This is a genomic window from Pseudomonas sp. PDM04, assembly GCF_014851765.1.
In the GTDB taxonomy this organism is placed as follows: Bacteria; Pseudomonadota; Gammaproteobacteria; order Pseudomonadales; family Pseudomonadaceae; genus Aquipseudomonas.
This window is the reverse complement of record NZ_JACVAI010000003.1, coordinates 1-23,672: the sequence shown is the minus strand read 5'-3', so window position 1 is coordinate 23,672 and position 23,672 is coordinate 1. Positions and strand designations below refer to the sequence as shown.

Here is a 23,672-nt window from a genome sequence, read left to right as displayed (position 1 = left end):
ACGGCAATCGTACGCTGACGCAGACCTGATCCTCACCTAGCGAGAAATCTTCAACGCCTGCCGCGCCTTGTGCCGTTCCAGCGCCAGCTCGATCAGGCGGCTGACCAGTTCGCTGTAGGTCATGCCCGTGGCCTGCCAGAGCTTGGGGTACATGCTGATGCGGGTGAAGCCGGGGAGCGAGTTGATTTCGTTGATCAGTACCTCGCCGCTATCGGTCAGGAACACATCGACCCGCGCCAAGCCTGAGCAGCCCAGTACCTGAAACGCCTCGACGGCCATGGAGCGAATGCGTTCGCTGGCTTCGCGACTGATGTCCGCCGGGACCACCACCTGCGCGGCCTGCGCGTCGATGTACTTGCTGTCGTAGGAATAGAAGCCGCTGCGCACCACGATTTCGCCACAGCCACTGGCGATGGCGTCTTCGTTGCCGAGTACCGCACACTCGATCTCACGGCCGCTGACGGCGGACTCGACCAGCACCTTTTCGTCAAAACCCAGGGCCAGTTCAACCGCCGCCAGGTACTCGGCTTCGTCGGTGACCTTGCTCACACCCACCGAAGACCCCTGATTCGCCGGCTTGACGAACAACGGCAGGCCGAGCTTGCCCCGGACCTCGGCAAACCCTTGGCGTCTGGCCGTGGCGCGGGTCAGGGTCACGAACGGGGTCACCGCCAGCCCGGCATCGCGCAACAGGCGTTTGCTGACGTCCTTGTCCATGCACACCGCCGATCCGAGCACGTCGGAGCCGACAAACGGCAGATCGGCCATGCGCAGTAACCCCTGCAGACAGCCATCTTCACCCAGGGTGCCGTGAACGATCGGGAAGATCACATCGACATGGCCGAGCAGTTCCTGACCGGTCGTTTCCACCAGTTGCTGGCTGGCCTTGCCCGGCACCACGGCGAGTTCACGGTTGGACTGATTGAGGGCGATCAGGGCCGGATTTTCCTGGTTGAGCAGGAAGTTCGACGGATCGTTGAGGTGCCAGTGGCCCTGTTTGTCGATACCGATCAGCACCGGTTCGAAGCGCGACCGATCCAGCGCATCGACAATGTTTTTCGCCGATTGCAACGACACTTCGTGCTCAGCCGAACGACCGCCAAAAATAATGCCTACCCGCAGTTTGCCCATGACCCGGCCTCATCGTGAATGTGCCGTTTCATACCACGGCCACTTGCACGAATTAAAGCACCGGACGATGCCCGGGACCTGAAACTTCCCGTGGTCGCCATCAGTCAGTGCTAATGCACCGTCCATTTGAGTATCGGTGGCAGGAAGAGGCCCCATGCACGCTGACCTGAGTCGCCGAAATGCCCTATCGCTGGACGGGCTCAATTTCTTCCTCGCCGACGTGCGCGACGGCCTGGGGCCCTACCTGGCAATCTATTTGCTGGCCGTGCATCACTGGGAGCCGGCGAGCATCGGTCTGGTCATGACCATTGCCGGGGTTGCCGCGCTGCTGGCACAGACGCCGGCCGGTGCGCTGATCGACAGAACGCGACGCAAGCGCGGAGTGATTGTTGTCGCGGCACTCTTGGTCACGGTCAGTTGCCTGTTGCTGCCGTTCATCTCCGGGTTCTCGCTGGTGGCCCTTACCCAAGCGCTCAGCGCCGTCGCCGCCTCGGTGTTCGCCCCCGCGATTGCGGCGATTTCATTGGGCATCACCGGGCCTCGCGCCTTCACCCGACGCACCGGTCGCAACGAAACGTTCAATCATGCCGGTAATGCCGTTGCAGCCTTGCTGGCGGGCGGAGCGGCTTACCTTCTGGGTCCGGTGGCGGTGTTTTACCTGATGGCTGTCATGGCGCTGGCCAGCGTGATAGCCATCAGCTTTATCTCACCACAGGCGATCGATCACGAGGTGGCGCGCGGATTTGATCCCGAGGCTCCTGCGCACGGGGAAAGTCCTTCGGGGTTGAGCGTGTTGTTGCACAACCGCCCCCTGCTGGTGTTCGCCATCTGCTGTGGACTGTTCCATCTGGCGAATGCGGCAATGCTGCCGCTGGTGAGCCAGAAACTCGCACTGGTGAATCTGCAGATGGCGACGCCGCTGACATCCGCGTGCATCGTGGCCGCTCAGTTGGTCATGGTGCCGGTGGCACTGCTGGTGGGATGGAAAGCCGATGCCTGGGGCCGCAAACCGCTGTTGCTCGCAGGCTTTCTGATTCTGCCGCTGCGCGGGGTGCTCTATGTGCTGTCGGACGATCCCTATTGGCTGGTCGCGGTGCAACTGCTCGATGGGATTGGCGCCGGAATCTTCGGCGCGCTGTTTCCTGTGGTGGTCAAGGACCTGACCCATGGCACAGGGCGTTTCAATATCAGCCTGGGCGCCCTGTCGACGGTGTTCGGCCTCGGGGCTGCACTGAGTAACGGCCTGGCCGGCTTGGTGGTTCAGCAGGCCGGTTACAGCGCGGCGTTCCTGACCCTGGCAGCGGTGGCCGCAGCGGCGTTTGCATTACTGCTGCTCGCCATGCCGGAAACCTTGAGTCGCAGCCCTGCGCGGCCCCATCAGCAGGCCACTGAAGTGAATGCGGCGATCTGAACACCACTCAACGATTGGCCACCAGGTGCGCTCCGAACAACAGGTAGCAACTGCCGGCGAAGCGATCCAGCCATTTGCGCGAACGCTCGTAGCCCCGCGCCATCCGGCGACTGGAAAACAGCAGTGCCACGCTGCAATACCAACTGAAAGACAAGGTCGCCATGGTCAGGACCGCCAGCGCCAGCAAGCTCGGCGGCACCACGGCGGGCATGGCCGTGGCGAAGATGGTGGCGACAAACAGCGCCGCTTTCGGGTTGGTCATGTTGCCGAGAAAACCCTGGCCGTACACCGACCACAGCGTACGCCCCGCTCCGTCCATCAGGCGGGGATCGCCGGCAACGATGGGCGGTTTGCGCTTGAACTGTTTCAGCCCCAGGTAGATCAGGTAACAGCCACCGGCAATCTTGAAACTCAGGTACAGCATCGGTGCCGCGCTGAACAGCGACTTGATGCCCAGGCCACCCGCTAATCCCCACATCACCGTGCCGGTGGCCACGCCCAGGGCGGCGACGACGCCGTGACGCTTGGAATGACTGGCCGCCAGTTGCGCGACGTTGAAAAAGTTGGGTCCCGGCGTCACCACGGCGACCGTCCAGAGCAGCGCTAGCGACAACAGGGGGGCGGCGTAGCCCAGGTAAGTAAGCTCCATGCGGCGGGACTCCTTTCGTGGCTTCAGAAGATGCGTCACACAGTGCAACATTTACCTTTGATTTTCTACGGGTGCAGTCCTTGCTTCGGTCGCAAGACAGTGGGTCGCTCAGTGGGTTAACGTAGGGCGTATCACCCCGACGACCCCGCTTCCCATGGCCAGCCCCTCCCCGCGCAATGACTGGTTCCACCGCGCTCCCGATGTCGCCGGGATGCAGCGCTTCGAGGCTTTTTTCGCCGGCCACGGCTACGACATGCACTGCCACGACACCTACGCCATCGGTCACACCCTGAGCGGCGTGCAGCGTTTTCAGTATCACGGAAGCTGGCGCCACAGCTTGCCCGGCGGGACGATTGTGCTGCATCCGGACGAAGCCCACGATGGCGAAGCCGGGACCGACAACGGATTCCAGTACCGGATGATGTACATCGAACCGGCCCTGATCCAGCAGATGCTCGGCGGCCAGCCGCTGCCCTTCATCAGGAACGGGATGTCGAACGACCCTCGCTTGTTCGCTGCCAGTGCCGTGCTGCTGCGCAGCCTCGAATGCCCGCTGGAGCCCCTGGAGGCGCAGGATGCGCTGTTCGATCTGGCGCAGGCCCTGAACAGCGTTGGCGGTGCCCCTGCCGCGCGCCATCACTTCGACTACGTGGCCGCCGAGCGCGCCCGGGAATACATGCACAGCGCACTGGATCGCACGGTGACGCTGGAAGAGCTGGCGCATCATAGCGGACGGGATCGCTGGAGCCTGTCGCGGGATTTCCGCCTGTTGTTCGGCACCAGCCCCTATCGCTACCTGACCATGCGCCGCCTGGACCTGGTCCGCTCGTTGCTGATACAGGGCCAGCCACTGGTCAACGCAGCATTGATCGCCGGCTTCACCGACCAGAGCCACATGACCCGCCAGTTCAGCAAGGCCTTCGGGTTATCGCCGGCGCGCTGGATGAAAATGCACCGTCGCTGAGCCACGCACAATCGTTCAAGAAACACGCCGACCGGCTGGCTACCGTGGTTGCACGAACAATCACGAGAGCCGTTTCATGAACACTTACCAAAGCCTCAACTTCGCTGAGAAAATTTCCCGGATCGGCCCGCACTGGAGCCCGCGAGTCATCGCCGAGATGAACGACTACCAATTCAAGGTCGTGAAGCTGCTGGGGGATTTCATCTGGCATGACCACGCCGACACCGACGAGGCCTTCATCGTGCTTGAAGGCCAGCTGCGCATCGATTTTCGCGATGGCCACGTCCTGGTGAACGCTGGCGAAATGCATGTGGTGCCCCGGGGAATCGAGCACAAACCCTCGGCCGAGCAGGAGGTCAAACTCCTGCTGATCGAACCCAGGGGCGTCTTGAACACAGGCGGTGAAGGCGGTGAGCGCACCGCGCAGAACGACGTCTGGATCTGAGGACGCCGGCGTTACGGCGCCAGCGTCCTGCCGTCCACCGGATCGCCGATGGTCAGGAAATGCCCGCCTGCCACATGGTGCAAGGTGCGCAGGGCGTCGTGCCCCTCGAAATGCCAGCGGCCGTCGCTGAACACGCGATCGTCCGCATGGGCGGCGATCACTTCGGCCAGGAACAGATCGTAGCGCTGGTGATTGCCGGGCTCCGGCAGCAGTCGGCACTCCAGCCAGGCCACACAGCCTTCGAGCAGCGGTGCGTCGACCGACGCGCCGTCGAACGTCTGCAGGTCGTAGGCCTGGAACTTGTCCCGGCCCTGCTCCCGGGTCAGCTCCAGACCCGACGTCGAGCCGACGGTCTGCACGATATCGGCCTGGGCCGCGCACGGCACGTTCAGCGCGAACGTGCCTGACGCTTCCAGCAATTGTCGGGTCCAGGTGGATTTGTCGAGCACCACGGCAATCTTCGGCGGTTCGAAATCCAGTGGCATGGCCCAGGCTGCCGCCATGATGTTGCGCTGCCCTCCATGGGCCGCACTGACCAGCACGGTCGGCCCATGATTGAGCAGGCGATAGGCCTTGGACAAGGGAACCGGGCGGCGATGGGAAGCGCTCATGGGCATCTGCTCCTGGGAAAAGCGCCGATTGTAGCGATTTCCACCCGGTCGGCAGGCATCAACTCGATAGCTGATTGGCGAACTGGCCGACGGCGTTCACCACTTTCTGCGCGCCGTCCTGAATCTCGACGATCACCGTGCCGGCTTCCGCCGCCAGCGCCAGGCCCTGTTCGGCCTGGAGCTTGCCCTCGGTCATGAGCGACACGGCATTGCGCGCCATGTCCTGGTTCTGACGCACCACCAGGACGATCTCATCCGTGGCCTGGCTGGTCCGCGAGGCCAGCTGCCGGACCTCGTCCGCCACCACCGCGAAACCGCGCCCCTGCTCACCGGCACGGGCGGCTTCGATGGCGGCGTTCAATGCCAGCAGGTTGGTCTGTTCGGCGATGCCGCTGATGGTCTTGACGATGGTGCCGATCACCAGCGATTGCTCGTTCAGCGCCTCGATACCGTCGCCGGCGGTTTGCATGTGCCTGGCCAGGTCGCGCATCACGTTGACCGCTTGCGTCACCACGGTCGTGCCACGCTGCGCACTCTGATCGGTATGTTGCGAGGTGCCGTAGGCAATGTTGGCCGCTTCGGCGACCGCCAGCTCCTGATTGACCTGATCGGTGATCACCGTGGCGAACTTCACCACTTTATAGAGCTTGTTGTTGGCATCGATCACCGGGTTGTAGGACGCCTCCAGCCACACCGCACGCCCATGGTTGTCGACGCGCTTGAAGCGACCGGCCACGAACTCGCCGGCGTTCAGACGACGCCAGAAATCCTGGTACTCGGGGCTGTTGTATTCCTGCGCCTCACAGAAGGTGCGGTGATGCTTGCCCTTGATCTGCGCCAGACTGTAACCCATGGCATTGAGGAACCGGTCATTGGCCGTCAGCACGTTGCCCTGCAGATCGAACTCGATCACAGCCGTCGAACGCACCAGTGCGCCGATCAGGTTCTCGTGTTCGCGTGAGGCCTCGATCGTGCGGGTGAGGTCGCTGGAAAAAATCGAGAAACTTCTGATCTTGCCATCCGACGACCGCACAGGTTGCAGGATCGAGCGCAACCAGGCTTCCTGGCCATTGCCCCGTAACAGGCGCACCGTCCCGACAAAATGCTCGCCACGGGTCAGCGCTTGTTTGAAGCGCAGGTGGAACTCGTTGGACTTGACGTGGGCCGGCACGAAGTCCTCGAGCGGGCGACCGACCAGATCGTGCTCCGTATAGAGCATCTCACTGATGAAATTCGGGTTGACCGATTGAATCCGTGCATCGGCGTCAAGCGTGAAAACAAGCATCTCGCTTTCCAGGCTTTCCTTCACTTGCTTCAGGCAGGAAAGTTCTTCGCGAAGATCCGACAGTTCTTGCTTCAAGCGTTTGTTGAACATGGGAAAGCACCGATGGCAGGAATGGAAAGCGGCTTACAGCTTAGCCATCGGCATTCACAGTATTTTCTGAAGCGTATTTCAGGATTGTCCGACAGAAAGAGTGTTACAACGGCAAGCGTCAACCTGGCGTCAGATGACGCCAGTCGCCGGACAACTCGCGTTACTTGGCGCCCGTGCCCCGAAATACATTGCACTGCTGACGCCCACCGCGCCCATCACCGTGCAGAAAATCACGCAGATCCACGGGCTCCAGGGCATCAGGCCGATCAACAACAGCGGCGTGACACTCGCCCACGCGGCGTAGGCAATGTTGTAGGTGAAGGAGATCCCCGAGACACGCACCCGCGCCGGAAACAGGTTGACCATCACCGACGGCACCGCACCGACCACCCCGCAGCCAAGGCCGGCGATCGCATACGCCAGCCCGGTCCAGCTGCCGCCGATGATCAGGCAGGTGTAAAGCAGGCCAATGCCCAGCGGCAACAGCAGGCTGTACAGCATCACCGTGCGCCAGGCACCGATGCGGTCGACGAGCAAACCGGCCAGCACGCAACCGATGTTCAGAAACACAATGCCCAGGGCACTGAGCGCGAAGGTGTGGCTGGCGGTCATGCCGAAGGTTTTCTGCATCATGGTCGGAGTGATGACCACGAACACCACCACTGCGGAGGTCAGGACACAGGTGAGGATCATGGCCGGCAGAATCGCCAGGCGATGCTCACGCAATACCGTGCGCAACGGCAATTCGACCGCGGCCTCGCGCTTGGCCTGCATCGCCATGAACACCGGGGTTTCACTGAGCCAGCGACGCAGCCACACACCAATCACGCCAAACACGCCCCCCAGCAGGAAGGGGTAGCGCCAGGCGTAATCGAGGATTTGTTCCGGGGTAAACGCCTGTGCCAGGAACGAAGCGGTCAATGCGCCGATCAGGTAACCGAACGTCAGCCCCGCCTGCAAAAAGCCCAGGGCATAGCCACGATGCCCGGCCGGTGCATGCTCGGCAACGAACACCCAGGCACTGGGCACCTCGCCGCCCACTGCGGCCCCCTGCAGAATACGCAGGGCCAACAGCAGCAGCGGCGCGAAATAGCCGATCTGGGCATAGGTCGGCATGATGCCGATCAGCAGACAGGGCAGCGCCATCATCAGGATGCTCAGGCTGAACACCTTTTTGCGCCCCAACCGGTCGGCGAAATGCGCCATCAGGATCCCGCCCAGGGGCCTGGCCAGGTAACCGGTGACAAAAATCCCGAAACTCTGCAGCAGACGCAGCCATTCGGGCATTTCCGGCGGGAAAAACAACTGGCTGAGGGTCAGGGCGAAGAAGACGAAGATGATGAAATCGTAGATTTCCAGCGCACCGCCGAGGGCTGCAAGGCCAAGGGTCTTGTAGTCCGAGCGGCTGAACGGTGCCGGGCGCGATTCGTTGTGGGCAGTCATCAAAAAGAACTCAGGCATGGGCATAAAACCAAGGTGCCCATGGTCTACGCAAATGCGCCAGCGGACAACCCGTTAGACCATCGTCCCGCCACGCCGAAACACCGTCACAAAATGTGACCGATTGATTTAATGTGGACACCTGTCCAGAGGGGTCCTGACACCCTGAAGACCAAGACAAACATAAAAATCGAGGTACTCCCGTGGCCGCTGATATCGAAGATACCCGCTCCGCCCGCTTTGCCCTGCGCTGCTCCAGTTTTGCCGAACGCTGGTTCCCCGACTCCTGGGTCTTTGCCGCACTGGCGGTGATTATCGTTGCCGTCGCCACCCTGTTCATGGGCGCCAGACCCACCGACACCGCGATGGCCTTCGGTGACGGGTTCTGGAGCCTGATCCCGTTCACCATGCAGATGGCGTTCGTGGTGATTGGCGGTTATGTGGTGGCCAGCTCGCCACCGGCCGTGAAACTGATTGATCGATTGGCCCGAATCCCCAGGAACGGCCGCTCTGCCGTGGCCTGGGTCGCCCTGATCTCCATGGTCGCATCCCTGCTGAACTGGGGCCTGTCGCTGGTATTCGGCGGCTTGCTGGTGCGTGCCCTCGCCCGCCGTACCGACCTGAAAATGGATTACCGCGCCGCCGGTGCCGCCGCGTACCTGGGCCTTGGTGCCGTGTGGGCCCTGGGCCTGTCGTCGTCCGCCGCGCAATTGCAGGCCAACCCTGGCAGCCTGCCGCCGTCGATCCTGTCGATCACCGGGGTCATCCCGTTCACGCAAACGATCTTCCTCTGGCAGTCCGGTGTGATGTTGCTGGCGCTGATCGTGATCTCGCTGATCATTGCCTACGCGACCGCGCCAGGACCGAAATCGGCCCGTGATGCCCAGGCCTGTGGCGTTGACCCGAGCTTCAACCTGCCGCCACTGCAACCGCGCACCCGTCCCGGCGAATGGCTGGAACACAGCCCGCTGCTGACCATCGTGTTGGTGCTGCTGGCCGCCGGCTGGCTGTTCCACGAGTTCTCGACCAAACCGGCAATCACCGCGATTTCCGGGCTGAACACCTACAACTTCCTGTTCATCATGCTGGGCGCGCTGCTGCACTGGCGCCCGCGCAGCTTCCTCGATGCGGTGGCGCGCGCGGTGCCGACCACCACCGGTGTGCTGATCCAGTTCCCGTTGTATGGCTCGATCGCCGCGCTGATGACCACCGTCAAAGGCACCGACGCGCAGACCCTGGCGCACCACATCTCGACCTTCTTCGTGCAAATCGCCTCTCACGACACCTACGCGCTGCTGATGGGTGTGTACTCGGCGATCCTCGGGTTCTTCATTCCGTCGGGCGGCGGTAAATGGATCATCGAGGCACCCTATGTGATGCAAGTGGCCACTGACCTCAACTACCACCTGGGCTGGGCCGTGCAGATCTACAACGCGGCGGAGGCGCTGCCGAACCTGATCAACCCGTTCTACATGCTGCCGTTGCTGGGTGTGCTGGGTCTGAAGGCGCGGGACCTGATCGGCTTCTCCTTCGTGCAACTGCTGGTGCACACCCCACTGGTGCTGTTTTTGCTCTGGGCGCTGGGCACGACACTGACGTATACGCCGCCCGTGATGCCATAAAGGGTGTTGATTGCACCCATCATTGTACGGGTGCAACTCGTCCTACAGACCCGTTCGATTGCGCCTGACATCAACCTCGGGCGGGTCCTATCTCTTGCCCGTGACGCGTTGAGTAGACTCCGACAACTCAACCCTTCAACGCCTCAACAGCACGGACCAGGATGATTTCGCACATGTCTTTAATATCAAAAACGCTGGAAGAGCTGCTCAACGAAACCTATGCGGACGGCAGGGTGTCGTTCACCGAATACAAACAACTGCGCGATGAAGCAGACCGGCGAATGGACGCTGTCGTTCGTGAGTTTGGCCAGCACAACAACCTGACCGCCCTTCAAAAAGCCATGGACGTGGTGATGCAACTGGCGCAGACAGCCATCATCGATGCCAAGAAAGCCAAGCTGACCGACACGGGAGAAGCGATCGTCAAGGATGCCGTCTTCGCCCAGGTCGAGTACTTGCGCGCCGGCACCCACCTGGCCTTGAAGCTGCTGTAACCTTTTTACCCTCGTCCGGCTCGCCGCCACCTGGCGGCGAGCCGGGACCACGAGAACACCCTGCAAAAGGCAGCCTGCGCCCGCACTTCTGTATCAGGCAATTGATCCACTATGCTGTGCATCTCCTACCAACGGGATCGAGCTGAAAAGGATCTGAGCATGTTGAAACTCGCTGGACTCACTCTTGCCGCGCTCACGCTGAGCACCGCCGCTCACGCCGCCACCGACCTGAAGCTGGGCAGCACCGAACGCGTCACCCGGCTGTTCGCCTATCCCAATAACTGTAACGTGATCTGCTTTCGCAACTGGACGCTGGAACAGACCGTCGAGCACTACCTGACACAAAGTGTGCAGCGCGATGGCTATGGCGACGCGAAGGTGCTGGTCAAGAGCGATAACGGTCAGCTTCACGCCGAAATAACCGGCGTGCCCAGCGGCTATGCAAAGCCCCTGGCAGCGCTGCTCGATGCCGGCGACCTGGCCTACACCGGTGCCAGCAAACTGAATGCCGATGGCAAGTGGGCCTATAACTGGTACTTGTTCCTGCCGCTGGGCATGGCCCTGGAAAACCGTAGAAGCGTCGAGTTGCTGCACTTCCCCCCGGACTATTCGTTGACCCAGGCGCAGGACTACCTGAAGTCGGCCACCACCGATCGCTGGGCTTCACTGTTGACGATCAACGGCGTCGCGGCCGAACAGACGCCGGCCTACCAGACCATCATCGACATCGCGCCGATTGCCGCTCCCTCCAATGCCGGCAAGGATCTGGAAGGGGTCTATGACTATTTCAAGGACTACCAGACCACCATGGTCAAGCAACTCAGCCAGAACGCCAACGGCACGGCGTTGCCCATGGTCGCCTTCGGTTCGCCCGTACGCACCTGGATCAAGCAGCAATACGGGCCGACCGTCAACGTACTGGGCCTGGTCAGCATCAACCCGACGGGGGCGCTGAAGGTGCCGGTGCTGGGCGCCAACCACCCGAGCTATATCTGGTATGCCGCCGACCCGGCCAGCTATACCGGCAAGGATGCCCAGGCTCAGGCCGACGCAGCGGGCCTGAAAACCATGGGTCAGGACCTGAGTGCGGCGTGCTGGCAGGCCGCCATGGCGCGCGATCTCGACAGCAATCCAGACCTTGAATTGAAAAGCTGCACGCAAACCTGGCAAGTGGCCCAGGCAGAAAAAACCTGCCAGCTGTTCTACACCTCGATTCGCAACCTGACACCCGCGCAAGCCTCGGCCAAATGCGCATCGGCACCGGTCAAGGTTCAACTCAAACAACTCAAGGCTCCGGCGCCAGCCACTGCGATCCCGGTGGAAGCGCACCTGTAAGCAACGCGTGCGCAGTCCCGTGTAAGCCCAGGCTGACATGGGAATGCGCCAATTTCTCCTGTCAGTTATGACAGTAGACCCGCTGGCTTATTTGCGAGACGCTTTCGCCACACCCATGTGCCGCAGGGTTGACAGGATGTCAGCTGAAGGAGGTCGCAGCACTTAGCCAACAGGGACCGTTATGACAGCCCAATCGCAGCAGCCGGTGACCGGACCGCCACCCGACGGCATCTATCCCATCAGGAAATTGCCCGTCCACCGGGGTTTCCCGTCCAAGAATGACTTCGAAATCGTCTACAACGCCAGGGGCTTCCCGATCGCTGTCACCGCTCTTCGCGATTTCCTGCGCCTGAGCCGGATCTGCCGGGTTTCCGGGCAACTGCTCCCCTACCGTTGCTCGCACACGCGCCAGCTTGCGCCGGGAATCCACATCTACGACCCTTTCTTCTGCAGTCTGCTCAACCACAGCTGCGACCCCAGCGTATTCCTCGACATGGGTGAGTTATGGTTATGGGCGCTGAAAGACATCAGCAAAGGCGACCGGTTGACGATGGATCTCGCCACGACGGAAGACAAGCTGCAGCGGCAGTTCGCCTGCCGCTGCGGTTGTCCGTGTTGCCGAGGCTGGATTACCGGCTACGACGAAATGCCGAATGCCAACGGCCAGCTGTTTTTTCGCAACTGGCGACACCCGCGCCTGGGTTGAAGGGGCTTACTGGGGTTCGAGCGGTCGCAGGCGGTACTGCGGCGGCAACTGCTCGAAGCCACTGATGGTGGCATTGAGACTCTTCCATCGACCGTCCTTGATGCCGTAGATGCAGCCGTGAATCGACAGCTTCTGCCCACGGTGCCAGGCGTTCTGCACGATGCTGGTATGCCCGACGTTGGCCACCTGCTGGATCACGTTGAGTTCGCACAGACGGTCGACCCGCTCTTCCTCGGTCGCCAAGGTGGCCAGTTCTTCGCGCTTTTCGTAATAAAGATCGCGAATGGAGCGCAACCAGCCATCGATCAGGCCGAACTGACGATCCTGCATGGAGGCCCGTACGCCACCGCAGCCATAGTGGCCGGTGACGAGGATGTGCTTGACCTTGAGCACGTCAACGGCGTACTGGATCACCGACAGGCAGTTGAGGTCGGTGTGCAGCACCACGTTGGCCACGTTGCGGTGGACGAACAGGTCGCCGGGCAGCATGCCTACGATCTCGTTCGCCGGCACCCGGGCATCGGAACAGCCGATCCACAGGTACTCAGGTGTCTGCTGACGAGCCAGTTTGGCGAAAAAATCAGGATCTTCCTTGGTGATCGCGTCAGCCCAGCGCGCGTTGTTTTCAATCAGATCTTGTAATTCGTTCATGCATGAAGCCTCGATAATGATGCGCTGGTTTGACAGACAACCGCCTGTCGGGGTCACGCATCCGATGCAGATTGCCGCTGATGCATTTTACCGGTGTTCCAAGTCGGTGGAATTCTGGGCAGCCCAGTGGGTCCACCGAAGTAAGGACCACAGTATGAGGAATTGCCATGACTGATTCACGACGTCCGTACGATGCGGTGCAACCGGAGCCCATCGACGACAACGAAGACCGCATGGGCTCGATGCATGAGCTGGATTTCGACGAGGAAGAACCCAGCGCCAGAATCGGTGATGAACTGCCGGAATCGGAACGCCGACAAAAACTGCCGGAGGAACGCGCGCGTGAAGCGGGCATGACCGGCGCATCGACGCCTGACCATGAATCCACCGACGACGACCTGAGCCCGGAGACCTTGATCCGTGAAGATGGCGCGCGGGATGCGCATGAGGCGGGTGAGGACCGCCGCGCCGACTGGGATTTGAGCATCGTCGATGAGGATGACATCGGCGGGGGTAACGGGCTGGATGAAGAGGAACTGGCGCGGCGCGACCCTCTGGATGGGAATCGATAGTCCCCCATCGCGAGCAGGCTCGCCCCCACAGGTTCTGTCTGCCACAGAACTTCATTGTGGCAGCGAGCCTGCTCGCAAGGCGTTGTGAAGCCTATGGCACCAGGGTGCAGGCCATGACCACGGCATCCTCACGCCCACCCACCGCCGGGTAGTAATCCCGGCGTCGGCCAATCTCGTTGAAGCCAAAGCGCTCGTAGAGCCGAAACGCCGAGCGGTTGCTGTCGCGCACTTCCAGGAAACACTCCCGCGCCTCGGCTTCGCCGGCAATCGACATCAGGTGTTCGAGCAGCGTCAAACCGAGGCCCCGGCCCTGGTTTTCCGGCTTGACGGTAATGTTCAGCAGGTGCGCTTCATCCAGGATGATCTGCACCACGCCGTGCCCGACCTGCTGCGAGCCCTCGAACATCAGCCAGATCTGGTATTTGCCCAGTCCGTCGAGAAAAATGCCGCGAGTCCAGGGGTGGCTGTACGCCGCATATTCGATTTTCAGCACAGCGTCGAGGTCAGCCTCGGTCATCGGGCGAAACGTTACAGCGTCATTCATTCGATTCTTTCCAGCGCGCCATCAGCCGACGCATGGCTTGCCAGACATCAGCCTTACGCTGTGGCTCTTCCATTAACAACTCCAGGCCCGGCAGGGCCCAGACCGATCCCAGGCCGTCGACCTGGAGTTCGCGGTTGAACGATTCGGCGTTGGCCTCACCGGCGAAACGCACCGCCGGCAGACCGATCAGCCAGACGCAGACACAGGGTGCATCTTCCAGCCGGGCCGCGAGAAAGCCCTGCACGAAGTCGCGCGCCGCTTCCGGCCCCTGATCCATCGTGCCACGGGCCAGCAGCGGCCAGCGCACCGGTTCACCGACAATCTGCGGGCTGTCCGGCAAACCGGCGGCGCGCAGCATGTCCTTGAGCAGCAGGTAGGCCGGATCGCGACTCTGGAAGGACTCCCCTGTGGGTAACTCCACCAGCAGCAGGCAACGGCCGGCGCGCAGCAGTTGCAGGGCGAATCGTGGCGGCGGTACGACCGGGGCCTTGACCGCGACCGGGGCCTCCTCTTCCTCGACCTTCGCGTTGGTGCGAGTGCTGGCCAGCGTTGGCCGGGGCACCTCGATTTTCACCCGTTCGGCCGGTTTGACCACGGGTGCAACGGGCGTTTCGGCCACAGGCGCCGGCGCAACCAGAGCCTCGGCCAGCGGCGCAGGCATCTCCAGCAGCTCGGGCCGCGATGGGGCGGCGAAGGGCAATTCAGTGCGCGGCAGCCAGTTGACCACCTGCATGGCGGTCAGATAAGCACGGCGACGAGACTCGATAAGCAAAGGTCGGCCACTTGTGGATAACTAAAGTGCGCCGATTCTACCGCCCTTCGCTCAAGATCGCCCGCGCTGTTGATCGACAGGCTGCACCCGACAGCCTCTGCACCGATGAAAAATGGCGACAGCCCGTCCCGAGAGTGAATCGACATGGCTGCGATGCAGTACAATCGCGGCTTTTAATCGCCAACCAGCCGGCCATTCCGATGATCGAACCCAAGCGCGTCTTGCGCGCCCTCGCTGAACACTGGGCACTTCTGGAGCCACTGTGCGAGCACTTCGACCAAGGCACACTGAGCCTCAACGAACTGCGCACGCAACTGGCCACCCAGCAGATCGACAGCACGCCGCAGGACATCACCCACCTGCTGGACGTGTGGATCCGCCTCGACATCCTGGTTCCCGTGGCGAAAAGCCCGAACCGTTTCGAACTCAACGCACAGATCCATGATTTCCTCGCCTACCTGCGTCGCGAGCACCGCCTGGGCCTGTGCCTGGAAATCGAAGCCTACCTGCGTCACCTCGAACGCCTGGCCGGTTACATCCAGGACGCCTTCGACGTGCGCGACGGCCACGACCTGGCGCGCCAGCTGCGCCTGCTCGACATGCGCGTACGCGATGTGCTGAAGAAACTCGCCAACGACGAACAGGCCCTGGTGGCCGTCGCCGAACGGGCGAAAACCAGCGACCGGCAGATCCCGTTGCGCCAGCGTTACGCCGAGGTGCTGGCGACCTGGGACGAATACGTCGAACCGATGATTCAACTGGTGAACGCCGACGGCGCCTTCGAACAAGGCGTGCGCAAGGTCGAAACCGTGCTGTTGAAAATGCTCACCGAGCAACAACGCCTCGGACACCTGGTCGATGACGACATGCTGCTGCGGACTCACGCACGCATCCTCGAAATGCAGACCAGCGCCCAGTTGACCCTGCGTCACGCCCGCGAGCTGTTGCTGCCACTGCGTGAGGAAGCCCGTCGCCACAACGCCGTGACCCGAGGCGCCGCCCTGGCCCTGGCAGCCATCCGGCGCAAGGGTATCGACGCGGTGCCGCAAGCGGCGATGCCGATGTTCACCCGGCCGCAAAGCACCTTCCTCGGCAGCGCCAGCCAGGTCGAAGCCTACGTTTATGCCCTGGCCCGTTTCGAACCGAAACCGGCACGCTTCCCCAAGGCCCACAAATCCCACACGGGCGGCAGCGCGCCGCGCGCACCACGCACCGTCCGGGAAATGCTCGAGCGTTGCGAAGACGCCCTGCCGATGCCGGACCTGATGACCTGGCTGCTGGAACAGGAACCGGACGGCGCGACCGACGAGTTGCTGTACTGGTTCTCGCGCCTGTCGCGGGAGAAACGCTTCAAACGCGAGCGTCTGGAACGCCGCGACTACCACACTCACGAGCACCAGGTCAGCCTGCGCTCCTTCGCCCTGCTCTCGGCCAGCGACACCGCCGCCGAGGATTCTGCGAGCACTCCCCATGCATCTTGATCTATCCGAACTGTCCCAGCTGGCGCCGATCTTTCGCGAGCTGTTCAAGGGTTACCACGTCAGTCGCCGCGATCCGGAACTGTACGCCCAGTTGTCAAACTTCCAGGACCAGTACCGCACCCTGTTCAAGGCACTGGGCTTCGAGCTGGTCTGCGACACCCGGGGTTTCTACTACTTCGTGCCGGACCTCGCCGCGGCGGCGGTGAACAAGACCGCGCAACGCCTGGCGCTGTTCACCTTCATCCTCGTCGAGCACTTGGCCGACCAGGGCCGTGACCCGATTGCCGTGCTCGACGGCGGCAGCCTGGGTCGTGACGAACTGCCATCGCTGCTGGAAAAGTACCGCGACCTGTTCATCCAGGCCGAAGTACAGACCCAGGAAGAACTCGAAGAAAAAATCATGCGTCGCATGACTCAACTCGGTTTCGCCAGCGAAGAAAACGGTGTCTACCGTTTCCTGCCGCCGATGCACCGCTTCCTCGACGTCTGCCTGTCGGTCCAGCAGGACCGTGACCTGGCGGCCAGCCTGCACAGCGTGCTGCCGTTGCCGGCGCCGGTGCTGATCGATGAAGACAGCGATGAAAAACTGCTGCAAACCGATGATCCGCTGGATTTGAGCGAATTTGACGCAGAGAACGTCGAGGAAAGCGAAGAAGACGCCCTCGCCCGCGCCATTGCCGAAGAACAGGAGACCGACGCATGAGCAAGGAACGCTACGGCATTCGCCGCTTTGCCCTTTTGAACACGGCCGGTTACAGCCTGGGGCTTTTTCCGCTGGAAGAACCGCTGTCCGTCTACGGCGCCAACAACCTCGGTAAGTCCGCCTCGATCAACGCCTTGCAGTTCCCGATCCTGGCGCGCATGTCGGACATGAGTTTCGGCAAGTACAGCCTGGAACAATCCCGGCGCTTCTACTTCGCCTCGGACACCAGCTACATCCTCGTCGAAGTGTCGCTGCCCCACGGCCCGCACGTGATCGGCGTGGTCGGTCGCGGCCCGGGCGGTGGGTTCGGTCACCAGTTCTTTGCCTATGCCGGCAAGCTGGACCTGGCGCATTACCAGAAAAACGACACCTGCCTGCGCCAGAAAGAACTGTTCACCAACCTTGAGCGCGAAGGTCTTAAAGCCTACGAGCTCAAGCCGGATGAACTGCGGCGCTTGCTAGTCGGTGGCCACACGTCGATTCCCCTGGACCTGACCCTGATCCCGCTGCGCTCCACCAGTGAACAGAGCCTGAAGACCTTCCGCGCGCTGTTCATCAACCTGCTGCACATGCGCGAAATCACCGCGGCCAAGCTCAAGCAGTTGTTTCTCGATGCCTTCGAACACAGCCTGCGTTCCGGCAGCGTCGATTACATCGCCGCGTGCGAGGAAGCCTTCCGCGATGTCCGGCGCATGGAGCAGGACTACAACTCGCTGGTCACCGCCGGCCCGTTGGTTGAAGCCCTGTCGGCAGGCGTAGCCCAGCGCAACATCCTGCGCGGCAAACTGCACCGGATTTCTCCGATCCTCGACTCGTTGCTGGGCACCTGGTCGGACTACGCCAGTGCGCGCAAGGAAGAGCTGACCATTCAGGCCGAGCACTACCGCAACGAACAGGACGCCCTGCAAAACGATCAGCGCAGCGGCACCCAGGAACTGATGCGCCTGGAGCGGGAAATCAGCGGTATCCAGCGCTGGCTGGGCGAGCTCTCGGTACTGAAGAATCGCTTCGCCCTGGTCGACGACGTCAAGGTGCTGGAGCAACAACTGCTCGCGGCCAAGGACGCGCACGACGAACTGGCCGGTGCGCTGGCACAATCGCGGCAGTTCTCTGCCGAAGATCTGGACGAGCGCCTGCGGGATCTGGAAAAACGCCTGAAGTCGGTCAAGCAGCAACTCGATCATGCCGACAACAACAGCTATGCACGCCTGCGCGAAGAGTTCTCGCAGCAGGACGTCGAGCGCCTGATGCGCCTGTTCAACAGCGCGCTGTTCAGCCTGCCGCTGGGCGAGCATGGGATCGCGCTGGACGAAGACGGGCAGTGGGTCAAATCCATGGAGCTGATCCTCGACGGCTTCAAGGGCGAGCGCTTTGAAGTACCGGGTCTGTCCATCGACCTCTCGCACATCGAGCCCCCAGCGCTGCAAGCCCTGGCGGACCGTGCGGCGTTGCGCGATCAGAAAGAGCGTCTGGAAAAAGAACTCAAGCAACTGAAAACCCAGCAAGCCGTGGCCGCCGACCGCGCGGCGAGCAAGACCCAGACCGAAGCGCTGTATCAGCAAGTGCTGGATGCTCAGAAAGCCCTGGAAGATTTCCGTCGCTCGCAAACCCTGAGTGCCGAAGAAGGCGACAAGCTGGAGCAACTGGCGCAGATGGAAGCCGCGCAGGACGAGCTGAAGCGCTCCAGCGATGCGTTTACCGAACGCGTCCAGCAACTGTCGGCCAAGCTGCAACTGGTCGGCCGCCAGATCGGCGACATGGAAGCCAAGCAACGCACCCTCGACGATGCCCTGCGTCGCCGTCAGCTGCTGCCGGCGGACATGCCGTTCGGCACACCGTTCATGGACCCGATCGACGACTCCATGGACAACCTGCTGCCGCTGCTCAATGACTATCAGGATAGTTGGCAAGGCCTGCAACGCAGCGACGGTCAAATCGAGGCGCTGTACGCCCAGGTGCGCCTCAAGGGCGTGGCCAAGTTCGATAGCGAAGACGATATGGAACGTCGCCTGCAACTGCTGATCAACGCTTATGCGCATCGCACCGACGAAGCCCTGACCCTGGGCAAGGCGCGTCGTGCCGCCGTCACCGACATCGCCCGGACCCTGCGCAACATTCGCAGCGACTACGACAGCCTCGAGCATCAACTGGCGCTGTTCAACCGCGAGATCAACAAGCGCCAGGTGTCCAACCTGCAGAGCTTCCGCATCGTGCTCGCGCCGAACAAGGAAGCGCTCAAGCATATCGACCAGATCATCCACAGCGCCGGCCAGTACGAAGAGGGCGAGACCCTCTCCGTGTTCGACCTGAGCCAAAGTGCCGAGCAGGACAACCGGAACGAGGAGGCCAAGGAATATCTGGCGCGTCTGGTGGCGGCGAACCACAACCAGCTCGGGCTCAAGGACCTGTTCGAACTGGCGTTCGAAATCACCAAGGTCAACGGTCAGCCGGTCATTCACACCGACATCGACGGCGCGGCGTCCAACGGCACCACGATGACCATCAAGGCGCTGACCAACATGTACCTGTTGCTGCACTTGATGGACCGCGACCAGGCAGGTCGCGTGCGCTTGCCGTACTACCTGGACGAAGCGGCGGACATCGATGAGAAGAACCAGGCAGCGCTGCTGGAAACCAGTCTGCAACTGGGCTTCGTGCCGATTCTGGCCAGTGTGAAACCGCAGGTCTGCGCCAGTGTGGCGATCGATCTGGAAGGCGGCAGCGGGCCGAGCGGCATCTACATCGACGAGGCAGACTGGAAGTACATCCGTCGCCATGACGAGGTGAAGGCTGTGGTTCGCATGGAGTCAGATGAACCGGAGCTGGATGCGGTCTGATCGGCGTTGAATCCAAGGCGATAAAAAGGCCGCGATCCAATGGATCGCGGCCTTTTTTGTGGCTGCCTTGCAGGCCTCATCGCGAGCCGGCTAGCTCCCACAGGGTTGGGCGTTGCCGGCAGAACCTGCTCGCGAAGGTCTCGACTAATTACTTGCCGAGCGAAATCTTCGGCGCCCAGGTCAGCCATTCATCCTCGAACTTGTCGAACAACGGGAACGTTTGCTGCGGACGCGCCGGACTGCCCATCCGGTCACCGTCCGGCGTGGCGAACGCGATGCCACCCTGAAGCAGCGTCTCCAGCGACTCGGTGCGCACCGTCGCGCCCTTGAACAAGCCGTAGTCGAAACCGAAACCACTGGTGTTCCAGAAGCGCGTGCCACTGCGCACCAGCGGCGCGTATTTGGGCTCGATCAGGATATGCACCAGCACGCGATCTGCGGTCTGGCCCAACTCATAGCCCGTCACCTTACCCACGGTCACCTCGCGATACGTCACCGGCACCCCGGTTTTCAACGAACCACGGCGAGCCGCGCTCAATACCAGGCTCAGCCCGTCCTCCGACTTGGCCAGCTCCGGTGGCGTGGCCAGGGCGACGAAGTTCTTCTGCGGGCCGAGGTTCTTCGCCGCGGGCTGCACTTCGATGTACTGGCCGGTCACCAGGGTTTCCAGGTTCGACGTCTTGATCAGGCCCAGCTCCGGCTTGACCACCCAGAACTGGCTGCCAGCCCGGGCAATGCGTTCCGGCACTTCGGTAATGCGGGCGGTGAGCAGCACCGATTGCAGGTCATCGCTGAGATCGACATCTTCGACCTTGCCGACATCCAGGCCCTTGAACCGGATCGGCGTGCCACTGCGCAAACCATCGGCGCGATCCACTTTGATCGTGACCACTTCGCCCTTCTGATTGGCTTCGTCATGGTTGGCGAACAGGCGGAAGCGTGGAATGCGTTTCTGCAGGGGCGCTTTCGCCAGAGGCGTTTCGAAGGCGATTCCGCCTGCCATCAGGCTTTGCAGCGACTCACTCTTGACCTGGATGCCCCCAGTCAACCCGCCCGTGAGTGTGACGCCACTGGCGTTCCAGAAACGGGTCGAGGCGTTGACCAGGCCTTCATATTCCTTCTCGATGTGCACGCCAATCACCAACTGCTTCTTGGTGCGCGAGAATTGGTAGCTTTGTACCGAACCGACCTTGACCTGTTTGTAGAGAATCGGGCTGCCCACTTCCAGCGACCCCAGGGTGTCGGTAAACAACACCAGGTGCAGGCCCGGCGAGCGTAAATCAAGCGGCGGCGCCTTGGCCCGGGCCACGAATTCACGCTGTGGCGAAGCGCCTTTGTCACCGGGGCGCACGGCGATGTAGTTACCCTTGACCAGGGCTTCCAGGCCAGTGATACCCGCCAGGGAGATCGATGGCTTGACCACCCAGAACTGCGTGCCCTCGACCAGATAATCCTCAGCCAGTGGATCGAGGGTCAGCTCAGCAGAAGCACCGGACAGATCAGGATCGATCTTCAACGCTTTCAGGTTGCCGACCTGAATGCCCTTGTACATCACCGGCGTGCGGCCGGCCTGCAACCCTTCGAAGTCGCTGAGCTTGACCTTGACCCGAATCCCGGCGGCGGCCGCATCGAAGTCTTCGTAGAGACGAAATGGCAGGCTCGGATCGGTGGGAGGGCTGTCCTTGCGGTTTTCCGGCGTGGCAAAGGCTATACCGCCGGCGACGATGCTGGCCAGGGACTCGCTGCGCACCTTCACACCGGACAGGTTGGCGTCGATGCTGATGCCGCTGGCGTTCCAGAAACGCGTGTGTTTACGCACCAGCTTGGCGTAGGTCGGCTCGATGAACACTTTGAGTTCAACGGTGCTTTGATCGTCGGACAGCACGTAGCTTTTGATCTGGCCGACCCTGATCTGCTTGTAGAACACCGGACTGCCCCGGTTCAGCGAACCGAGGCGGTCAGCCTTGATGGTCAGGTGCAGGCCCGGTTGCGCATCTGACAGCGGCGGCTCCTCGGCCAAAGCCTTGAACTTGCGCGCAGGCTCACCTTCCCCCGGGCTGATCGCCACATAGTTGCCCGAAACCAGGGTTTCCAGGCCGGAAATACCGGCCAGGGTCACACTCGGCTTGACCAGCCAGAAACGGGTGCTGGTGCGCAGGTATTGCTCGACGTCCTTGTTCATTTCAACGGTGGCGATCACCGCTTTGGAGGCGCCTTCGTCGTCGAGTTTGAGGGTTTTAACTTTGCCCACCGGCATGCCTTTGTAGACCACTTCCGTCTTGTTGGCCTGGATGCCTTCCCCACTTTCGAAACGCACCTGAATCTCGATACCGGTTTCATTGTAGGCACGCCAGCCGAGCCAGCCACCGATGATCAAGGCGATCAGAGGCAACACCCAGATCGCGGACCAGTTCGAAGCCGGTCGGGTTTTCGCTGTAGGCAAATCAGTCATGGTCGTCGTCCGACTCCGTGTTATCCCAAATCAGTCGGGGATCGAAAGTTACTGCGGCAAGCATCGTCAGAATCACCACACTGGCAAAAGCGATGGCGCCAAGATTGGCTTCGACACTGGCAAGCCGTCCGAAATTCACAACAGCCACCAGGATGGCAATCACAAAGATATCGAGCATCGACCAGCGGCCGATGAACTCGATGAAGCGGTACATCCAGATGCGCTGCCGGGCGGAAAGTGGTTGATGGCGCTGTACCGAGAACAACAGCAACGCGATGCCCACCAGTTTGAAGGTCGGCACCAGGATGCTGGCGATGAAAACCACGGCGGCAATCGGAATCATGCCGTGTTGAACCAGCTGGATCACACCGGACATGATGGTGCTCGGATCGCCCTGCCCCAGAGATCGCACTGTCATGATCGGCAAGACATTCGCCGGAACGTAGAGAATCGCGGCAGTGATCAGCAAAGCCCAGGTGCGTACGATGCTGTTCGGTCGGCGAGCATGGACCTGCGCACCACAACGAGTGCAGGCTTGCTCCTTTGTGTCAGCTTCCTGCCGGTTCAACTCATGACATTCGGCACAAATCAAAATGCCCGCATCAATCGCCCGCATGGGCATCCTCTCCTGATAAGGCCTGCCAGACCTGATGAGGTGACATCACCACTTCCAACCAGACCTGGACCAACAGCAATCCGATAAAGCACGCCAAACCAAGACCGACAGTGAGTGCTGCCATATCTGCCAGCTTGACGATCGCCACCAGTACGCCCATGAGGTAGACCTCGAGCATCCCCCAATCGCGCAAATGGTGATAAATACGGTAGAGCAACAATCCGTAACTACGTCCGACATCAAAACGAATACTCAACAGCACGGCCAATTGGCACAGCAACTTGAGTAACGGGATGCCCATGCTGCACAGAAAGACGATCACCGATACACCTTGCATCCCGGTATCGAACAAGCCCACAACGCCCGTCCAGACAGTGTCTTGCGACGCCTGCCCGAGAAGATTGAGCTGCATGATGGGTAAAAAGTTCGCCGGGACATACAACAACAGCGCGGCGAGGACCAAGGCGAGGCTGCGCTGCACGACATTGTGTCGATGTGCGTAGAGCTCATAACCACAGCGCGGACAAAGGGCCTTCTCGCCGTGGGCGAGCGTGGGCTTGCGCATCAGCAAGTCGCACTCATGACACGCCACCAAGTCGTCCAGCGGTAATTCTGACAGCCCCGGGGCGCGAACTGGATCTGCCATAAAGGCTCTGACTCCGAAAAAGATCGACCTATTCTAGTGTCACGGGGCGAAAATAACTGTGCAAATTTGTGAGAGGACGAATCCGGAAAAAACAAAACCCCTACCTGCATACGCAGATAGGGGTTTCGGAATTTAATCTTGACGATGACCTACTCTCACATGGGGAAACCCCACACTACCATCGGCGATGCATCGTTTCACTGCTGAGTTCGGGA

21 protein-coding genes and 2 pseudogenes are annotated in these 23,672 nt (G+C 61.4%); 11 read left to right on the top strand and 12 right to left on the bottom strand.

The annotated features are described in order from the left end of the window. Window positions 1–36 precede the first annotated feature (36 nt). A complete protein-coding gene (gene ddlA, locus IB249_RS12100; RefSeq protein WP_192304938.1) occupies window positions 37–1,131 on the bottom strand; it encodes a D-alanine--D-alanine ligase in 1,095 nt (364 codons plus the stop codon). Between the two features lie 154 nt (window positions 1,132–1,285). On the opposite strand from ddlA, the gene IB249_RS12095 reads away from it, so the two are divergent. Next, window positions 1,286–2,542, top strand: coding sequence for an MFS transporter (locus IB249_RS12095; protein WP_192304936.1), 1,257 nt, complete (start codon window positions 1,286–1,288; stop codon window positions 2,540–2,542). A 7-nt stretch (window positions 2,543–2,549) separates the two neighbouring features. Here IB249_RS12095 and IB249_RS12090 read toward each other — a convergent pair whose 3' ends face one another. Beyond that, window positions 2,550–3,191 carry a LysE family transporter gene (locus IB249_RS12090; RefSeq protein ID WP_192304934.1) on the bottom strand — a complete coding sequence of 214 codons (642 nt, stop codon included), beginning with the start codon at window positions 3,189–3,191 and terminating at the stop codon, window positions 2,550–2,552. Between the two features lie 154 nt (window positions 3,192–3,345). Between IB249_RS12090 and IB249_RS12085 the strand changes: the two genes are divergently transcribed. Both IB249_RS12085 and IB249_RS12080 read left to right on the top strand, forming a co-directional pair. Next, entirely contained in the window at window positions 3,346–4,155 is an 810-nt protein-coding gene (locus IB249_RS12085) for an AraC family transcriptional regulator (protein ID WP_192304932.1), read from the top strand. Between the two features lie 76 nt (window positions 4,156–4,231). Then, window positions 4,232–4,600, top strand: coding sequence for a cupin domain-containing protein (locus IB249_RS12080; RefSeq protein ID WP_192304930.1), 369 nt, complete (start codon window positions 4,232–4,234; stop codon window positions 4,598–4,600). 11 nt (window positions 4,601–4,611) lie between these two features. On the opposite strand, the gene IB249_RS12075 is transcribed toward IB249_RS12080, so the two are convergent. From IB249_RS12075 to IB249_RS12065, 4 genes and pseudogenes are all read right to left on the bottom strand, one after another. Next, window positions 4,612–5,211 carry a flavin reductase family protein gene (locus IB249_RS12075; RefSeq protein ID WP_192304928.1) on the bottom strand — a complete coding sequence of 200 codons (600 nt, stop codon included), beginning with the start codon at window positions 5,209–5,211 and terminating at the stop codon, window positions 4,612–4,614. Window positions 5,212–5,269: 58 nt separating this feature from the next. Continuing rightward, window positions 5,270–5,704, bottom strand: a pseudogene (locus tag IB249_RS30140) (methyl-accepting chemotaxis protein); the annotation flags it as partial. Window positions 5,705–5,815: 111 nt separating this feature from the next. Next, window positions 5,816–6,496, bottom strand: a pseudogene (locus IB249_RS30135) (PAS domain-containing protein); the annotation flags it as partial. 219 nt (window positions 6,497–6,715) lie between these two features. Beyond that, window positions 6,716–8,029 (bottom strand): MFS transporter, encoded by a 1,314-nt coding sequence (locus IB249_RS12065; protein WP_192306373.1) that lies wholly within the window; start codon window positions 8,027–8,029, stop codon window positions 6,716–6,718. Between the two features lie 200 nt (window positions 8,030–8,229). Here IB249_RS12065 and IB249_RS12060 point away from each other — a divergent pair, with 200 nt between their 5' ends. The 4 genes from IB249_RS12060 (at window position 8,230) to IB249_RS12045 (ending at window position 12,183) form a co-directional block, all read left to right on the top strand. Further along, window positions 8,230–9,648 (top strand): short-chain fatty acid transporter, encoded by a 1,419-nt coding sequence (locus IB249_RS12060; RefSeq protein WP_192304923.1) that lies wholly within the window; start codon window positions 8,230–8,232, stop codon window positions 9,646–9,648. Window positions 9,649–9,821: 173 nt separating this feature from the next. Next, window positions 9,822–10,142: a hypothetical protein gene (locus IB249_RS12055; RefSeq protein WP_192304921.1), complete on the top strand. Its 321-nt coding sequence runs from the start codon at window positions 9,822–9,824 to the stop codon at window positions 10,140–10,142. Between the two features lie 159 nt (window positions 10,143–10,301). Beyond that, the gene (locus IB249_RS12050; protein WP_192304919.1) at window positions 10,302–11,477 is read left to right on the top strand and encodes a hypothetical protein; all 1,176 of its coding nucleotides are present in this window, start codon (window positions 10,302–10,304) and stop codon (window positions 11,475–11,477) included. A 181-nt stretch (window positions 11,478–11,658) separates the two neighbouring features. Then, entirely contained in the window at window positions 11,659–12,183 is a 525-nt protein-coding gene (locus IB249_RS12045; protein WP_192304917.1) for a lysine methyltransferase, read from the top strand. Between the two features lie 6 nt (window positions 12,184–12,189). Here the strand turns inward: IB249_RS12045 and can are convergent, their stop codons facing one another. After that, on the bottom strand, window positions 12,190–12,834 hold the full coding sequence (gene can, locus IB249_RS12040; RefSeq protein ID WP_192304915.1) for a carbonate dehydratase: 645 nt from the start codon (window positions 12,832–12,834) through the stop codon (window positions 12,190–12,192). A gap of 167 nt (window positions 12,835–13,001) precedes the next feature. On the opposite strand from can, the gene IB249_RS12035 reads away from it, so the two are divergent. Then, the gene (locus IB249_RS12035; RefSeq protein ID WP_192304913.1) at window positions 13,002–13,406 is read left to right on the top strand and encodes a serine kinase/phosphatase; all 405 of its coding nucleotides are present in this window, start codon (window positions 13,002–13,004) and stop codon (window positions 13,404–13,406) included. A gap of 91 nt (window positions 13,407–13,497) precedes the next feature. On the opposite strand, the gene rimI is transcribed toward IB249_RS12035, so the two are convergent. Together rimI and IB249_RS12025 are read right to left on the bottom strand one after the other, a co-directional pair. Then, a complete protein-coding gene (gene rimI, locus IB249_RS12030) occupies window positions 13,498–13,950 on the bottom strand; it encodes a ribosomal protein S18-alanine N-acetyltransferase (protein WP_192304911.1) in 453 nt (150 codons plus the stop codon). Beyond that, window positions 13,943–14,683 (bottom strand): energy transducer TonB, encoded by a 741-nt coding sequence (locus tag IB249_RS12025; protein ID WP_192306371.1) that lies wholly within the window; start codon window positions 14,681–14,683, stop codon window positions 13,943–13,945. Before IB249_RS12025 ends, rimI begins: the two co-directional genes overlap by 8 nt. Before the next feature lie 239 nt (window positions 14,684–14,922). On the opposite strand from IB249_RS12025, the gene mksB reads away from it, so the two are divergent. The 3 genes from mksB to mksF are packed head-to-tail and all read left to right on the top strand — an operon-like array spanning window position 14,923 to window position 19,743. Then, the gene (gene mksB, locus IB249_RS12020) at window positions 14,923–16,203 is read left to right on the top strand and encodes an Mks condensin complex protein MksB (protein ID WP_192304909.1); all 1,281 of its coding nucleotides are present in this window, start codon (window positions 14,923–14,925) and stop codon (window positions 16,201–16,203) included. Beyond that, window positions 16,193–16,906 carry an Mks condensin complex protein MksE gene (gene mksE / locus IB249_RS12015; RefSeq protein ID WP_192304907.1) on the top strand — a complete coding sequence of 238 codons (714 nt, stop codon included), beginning with the start codon at window positions 16,193–16,195 and terminating at the stop codon, window positions 16,904–16,906. Before mksB ends, mksE begins: the two co-directional genes overlap by 11 nt. After that, on the top strand, window positions 16,903–19,743 hold the full coding sequence (gene mksF / locus IB249_RS12010) for an Mks condensin complex protein MksF (protein ID WP_192304905.1): 2,841 nt from the start codon (window positions 16,903–16,905) through the stop codon (window positions 19,741–19,743). The genes mksE and mksF overlap by 4 nt, the downstream gene beginning before the upstream one ends. 148 nt (window positions 19,744–19,891) lie before the next feature. Here the strand turns inward: mksF and IB249_RS12005 are convergent, their stop codons facing one another. The 3 genes from IB249_RS12005 to IB249_RS11995 are packed head-to-tail and all read right to left on the bottom strand — an operon-like array spanning window position 19,892 to window position 23,457. Next, entirely contained in the window at window positions 19,892–22,195 is a 2,304-nt protein-coding gene (locus IB249_RS12005; RefSeq protein WP_192304903.1) for a PqiB family protein, read from the bottom strand. Beyond that, window positions 22,188–22,811: a paraquat-inducible protein A gene (locus tag IB249_RS12000; RefSeq protein ID WP_192304901.1), complete on the bottom strand. Its 624-nt coding sequence runs from the start codon at window positions 22,809–22,811 to the stop codon at window positions 22,188–22,190. Before IB249_RS12000 ends, IB249_RS12005 begins: the two co-directional genes overlap by 8 nt. Then, the gene (locus IB249_RS11995) at window positions 22,798–23,457 is read right to left on the bottom strand and encodes a paraquat-inducible protein A (RefSeq protein ID WP_192304899.1); all 660 of its coding nucleotides are present in this window, start codon (window positions 23,455–23,457) and stop codon (window positions 22,798–22,800) included. Before IB249_RS11995 ends, IB249_RS12000 begins: the two co-directional genes overlap by 14 nt. Window positions 23,458–23,672 lie beyond the last annotated feature (215 nt).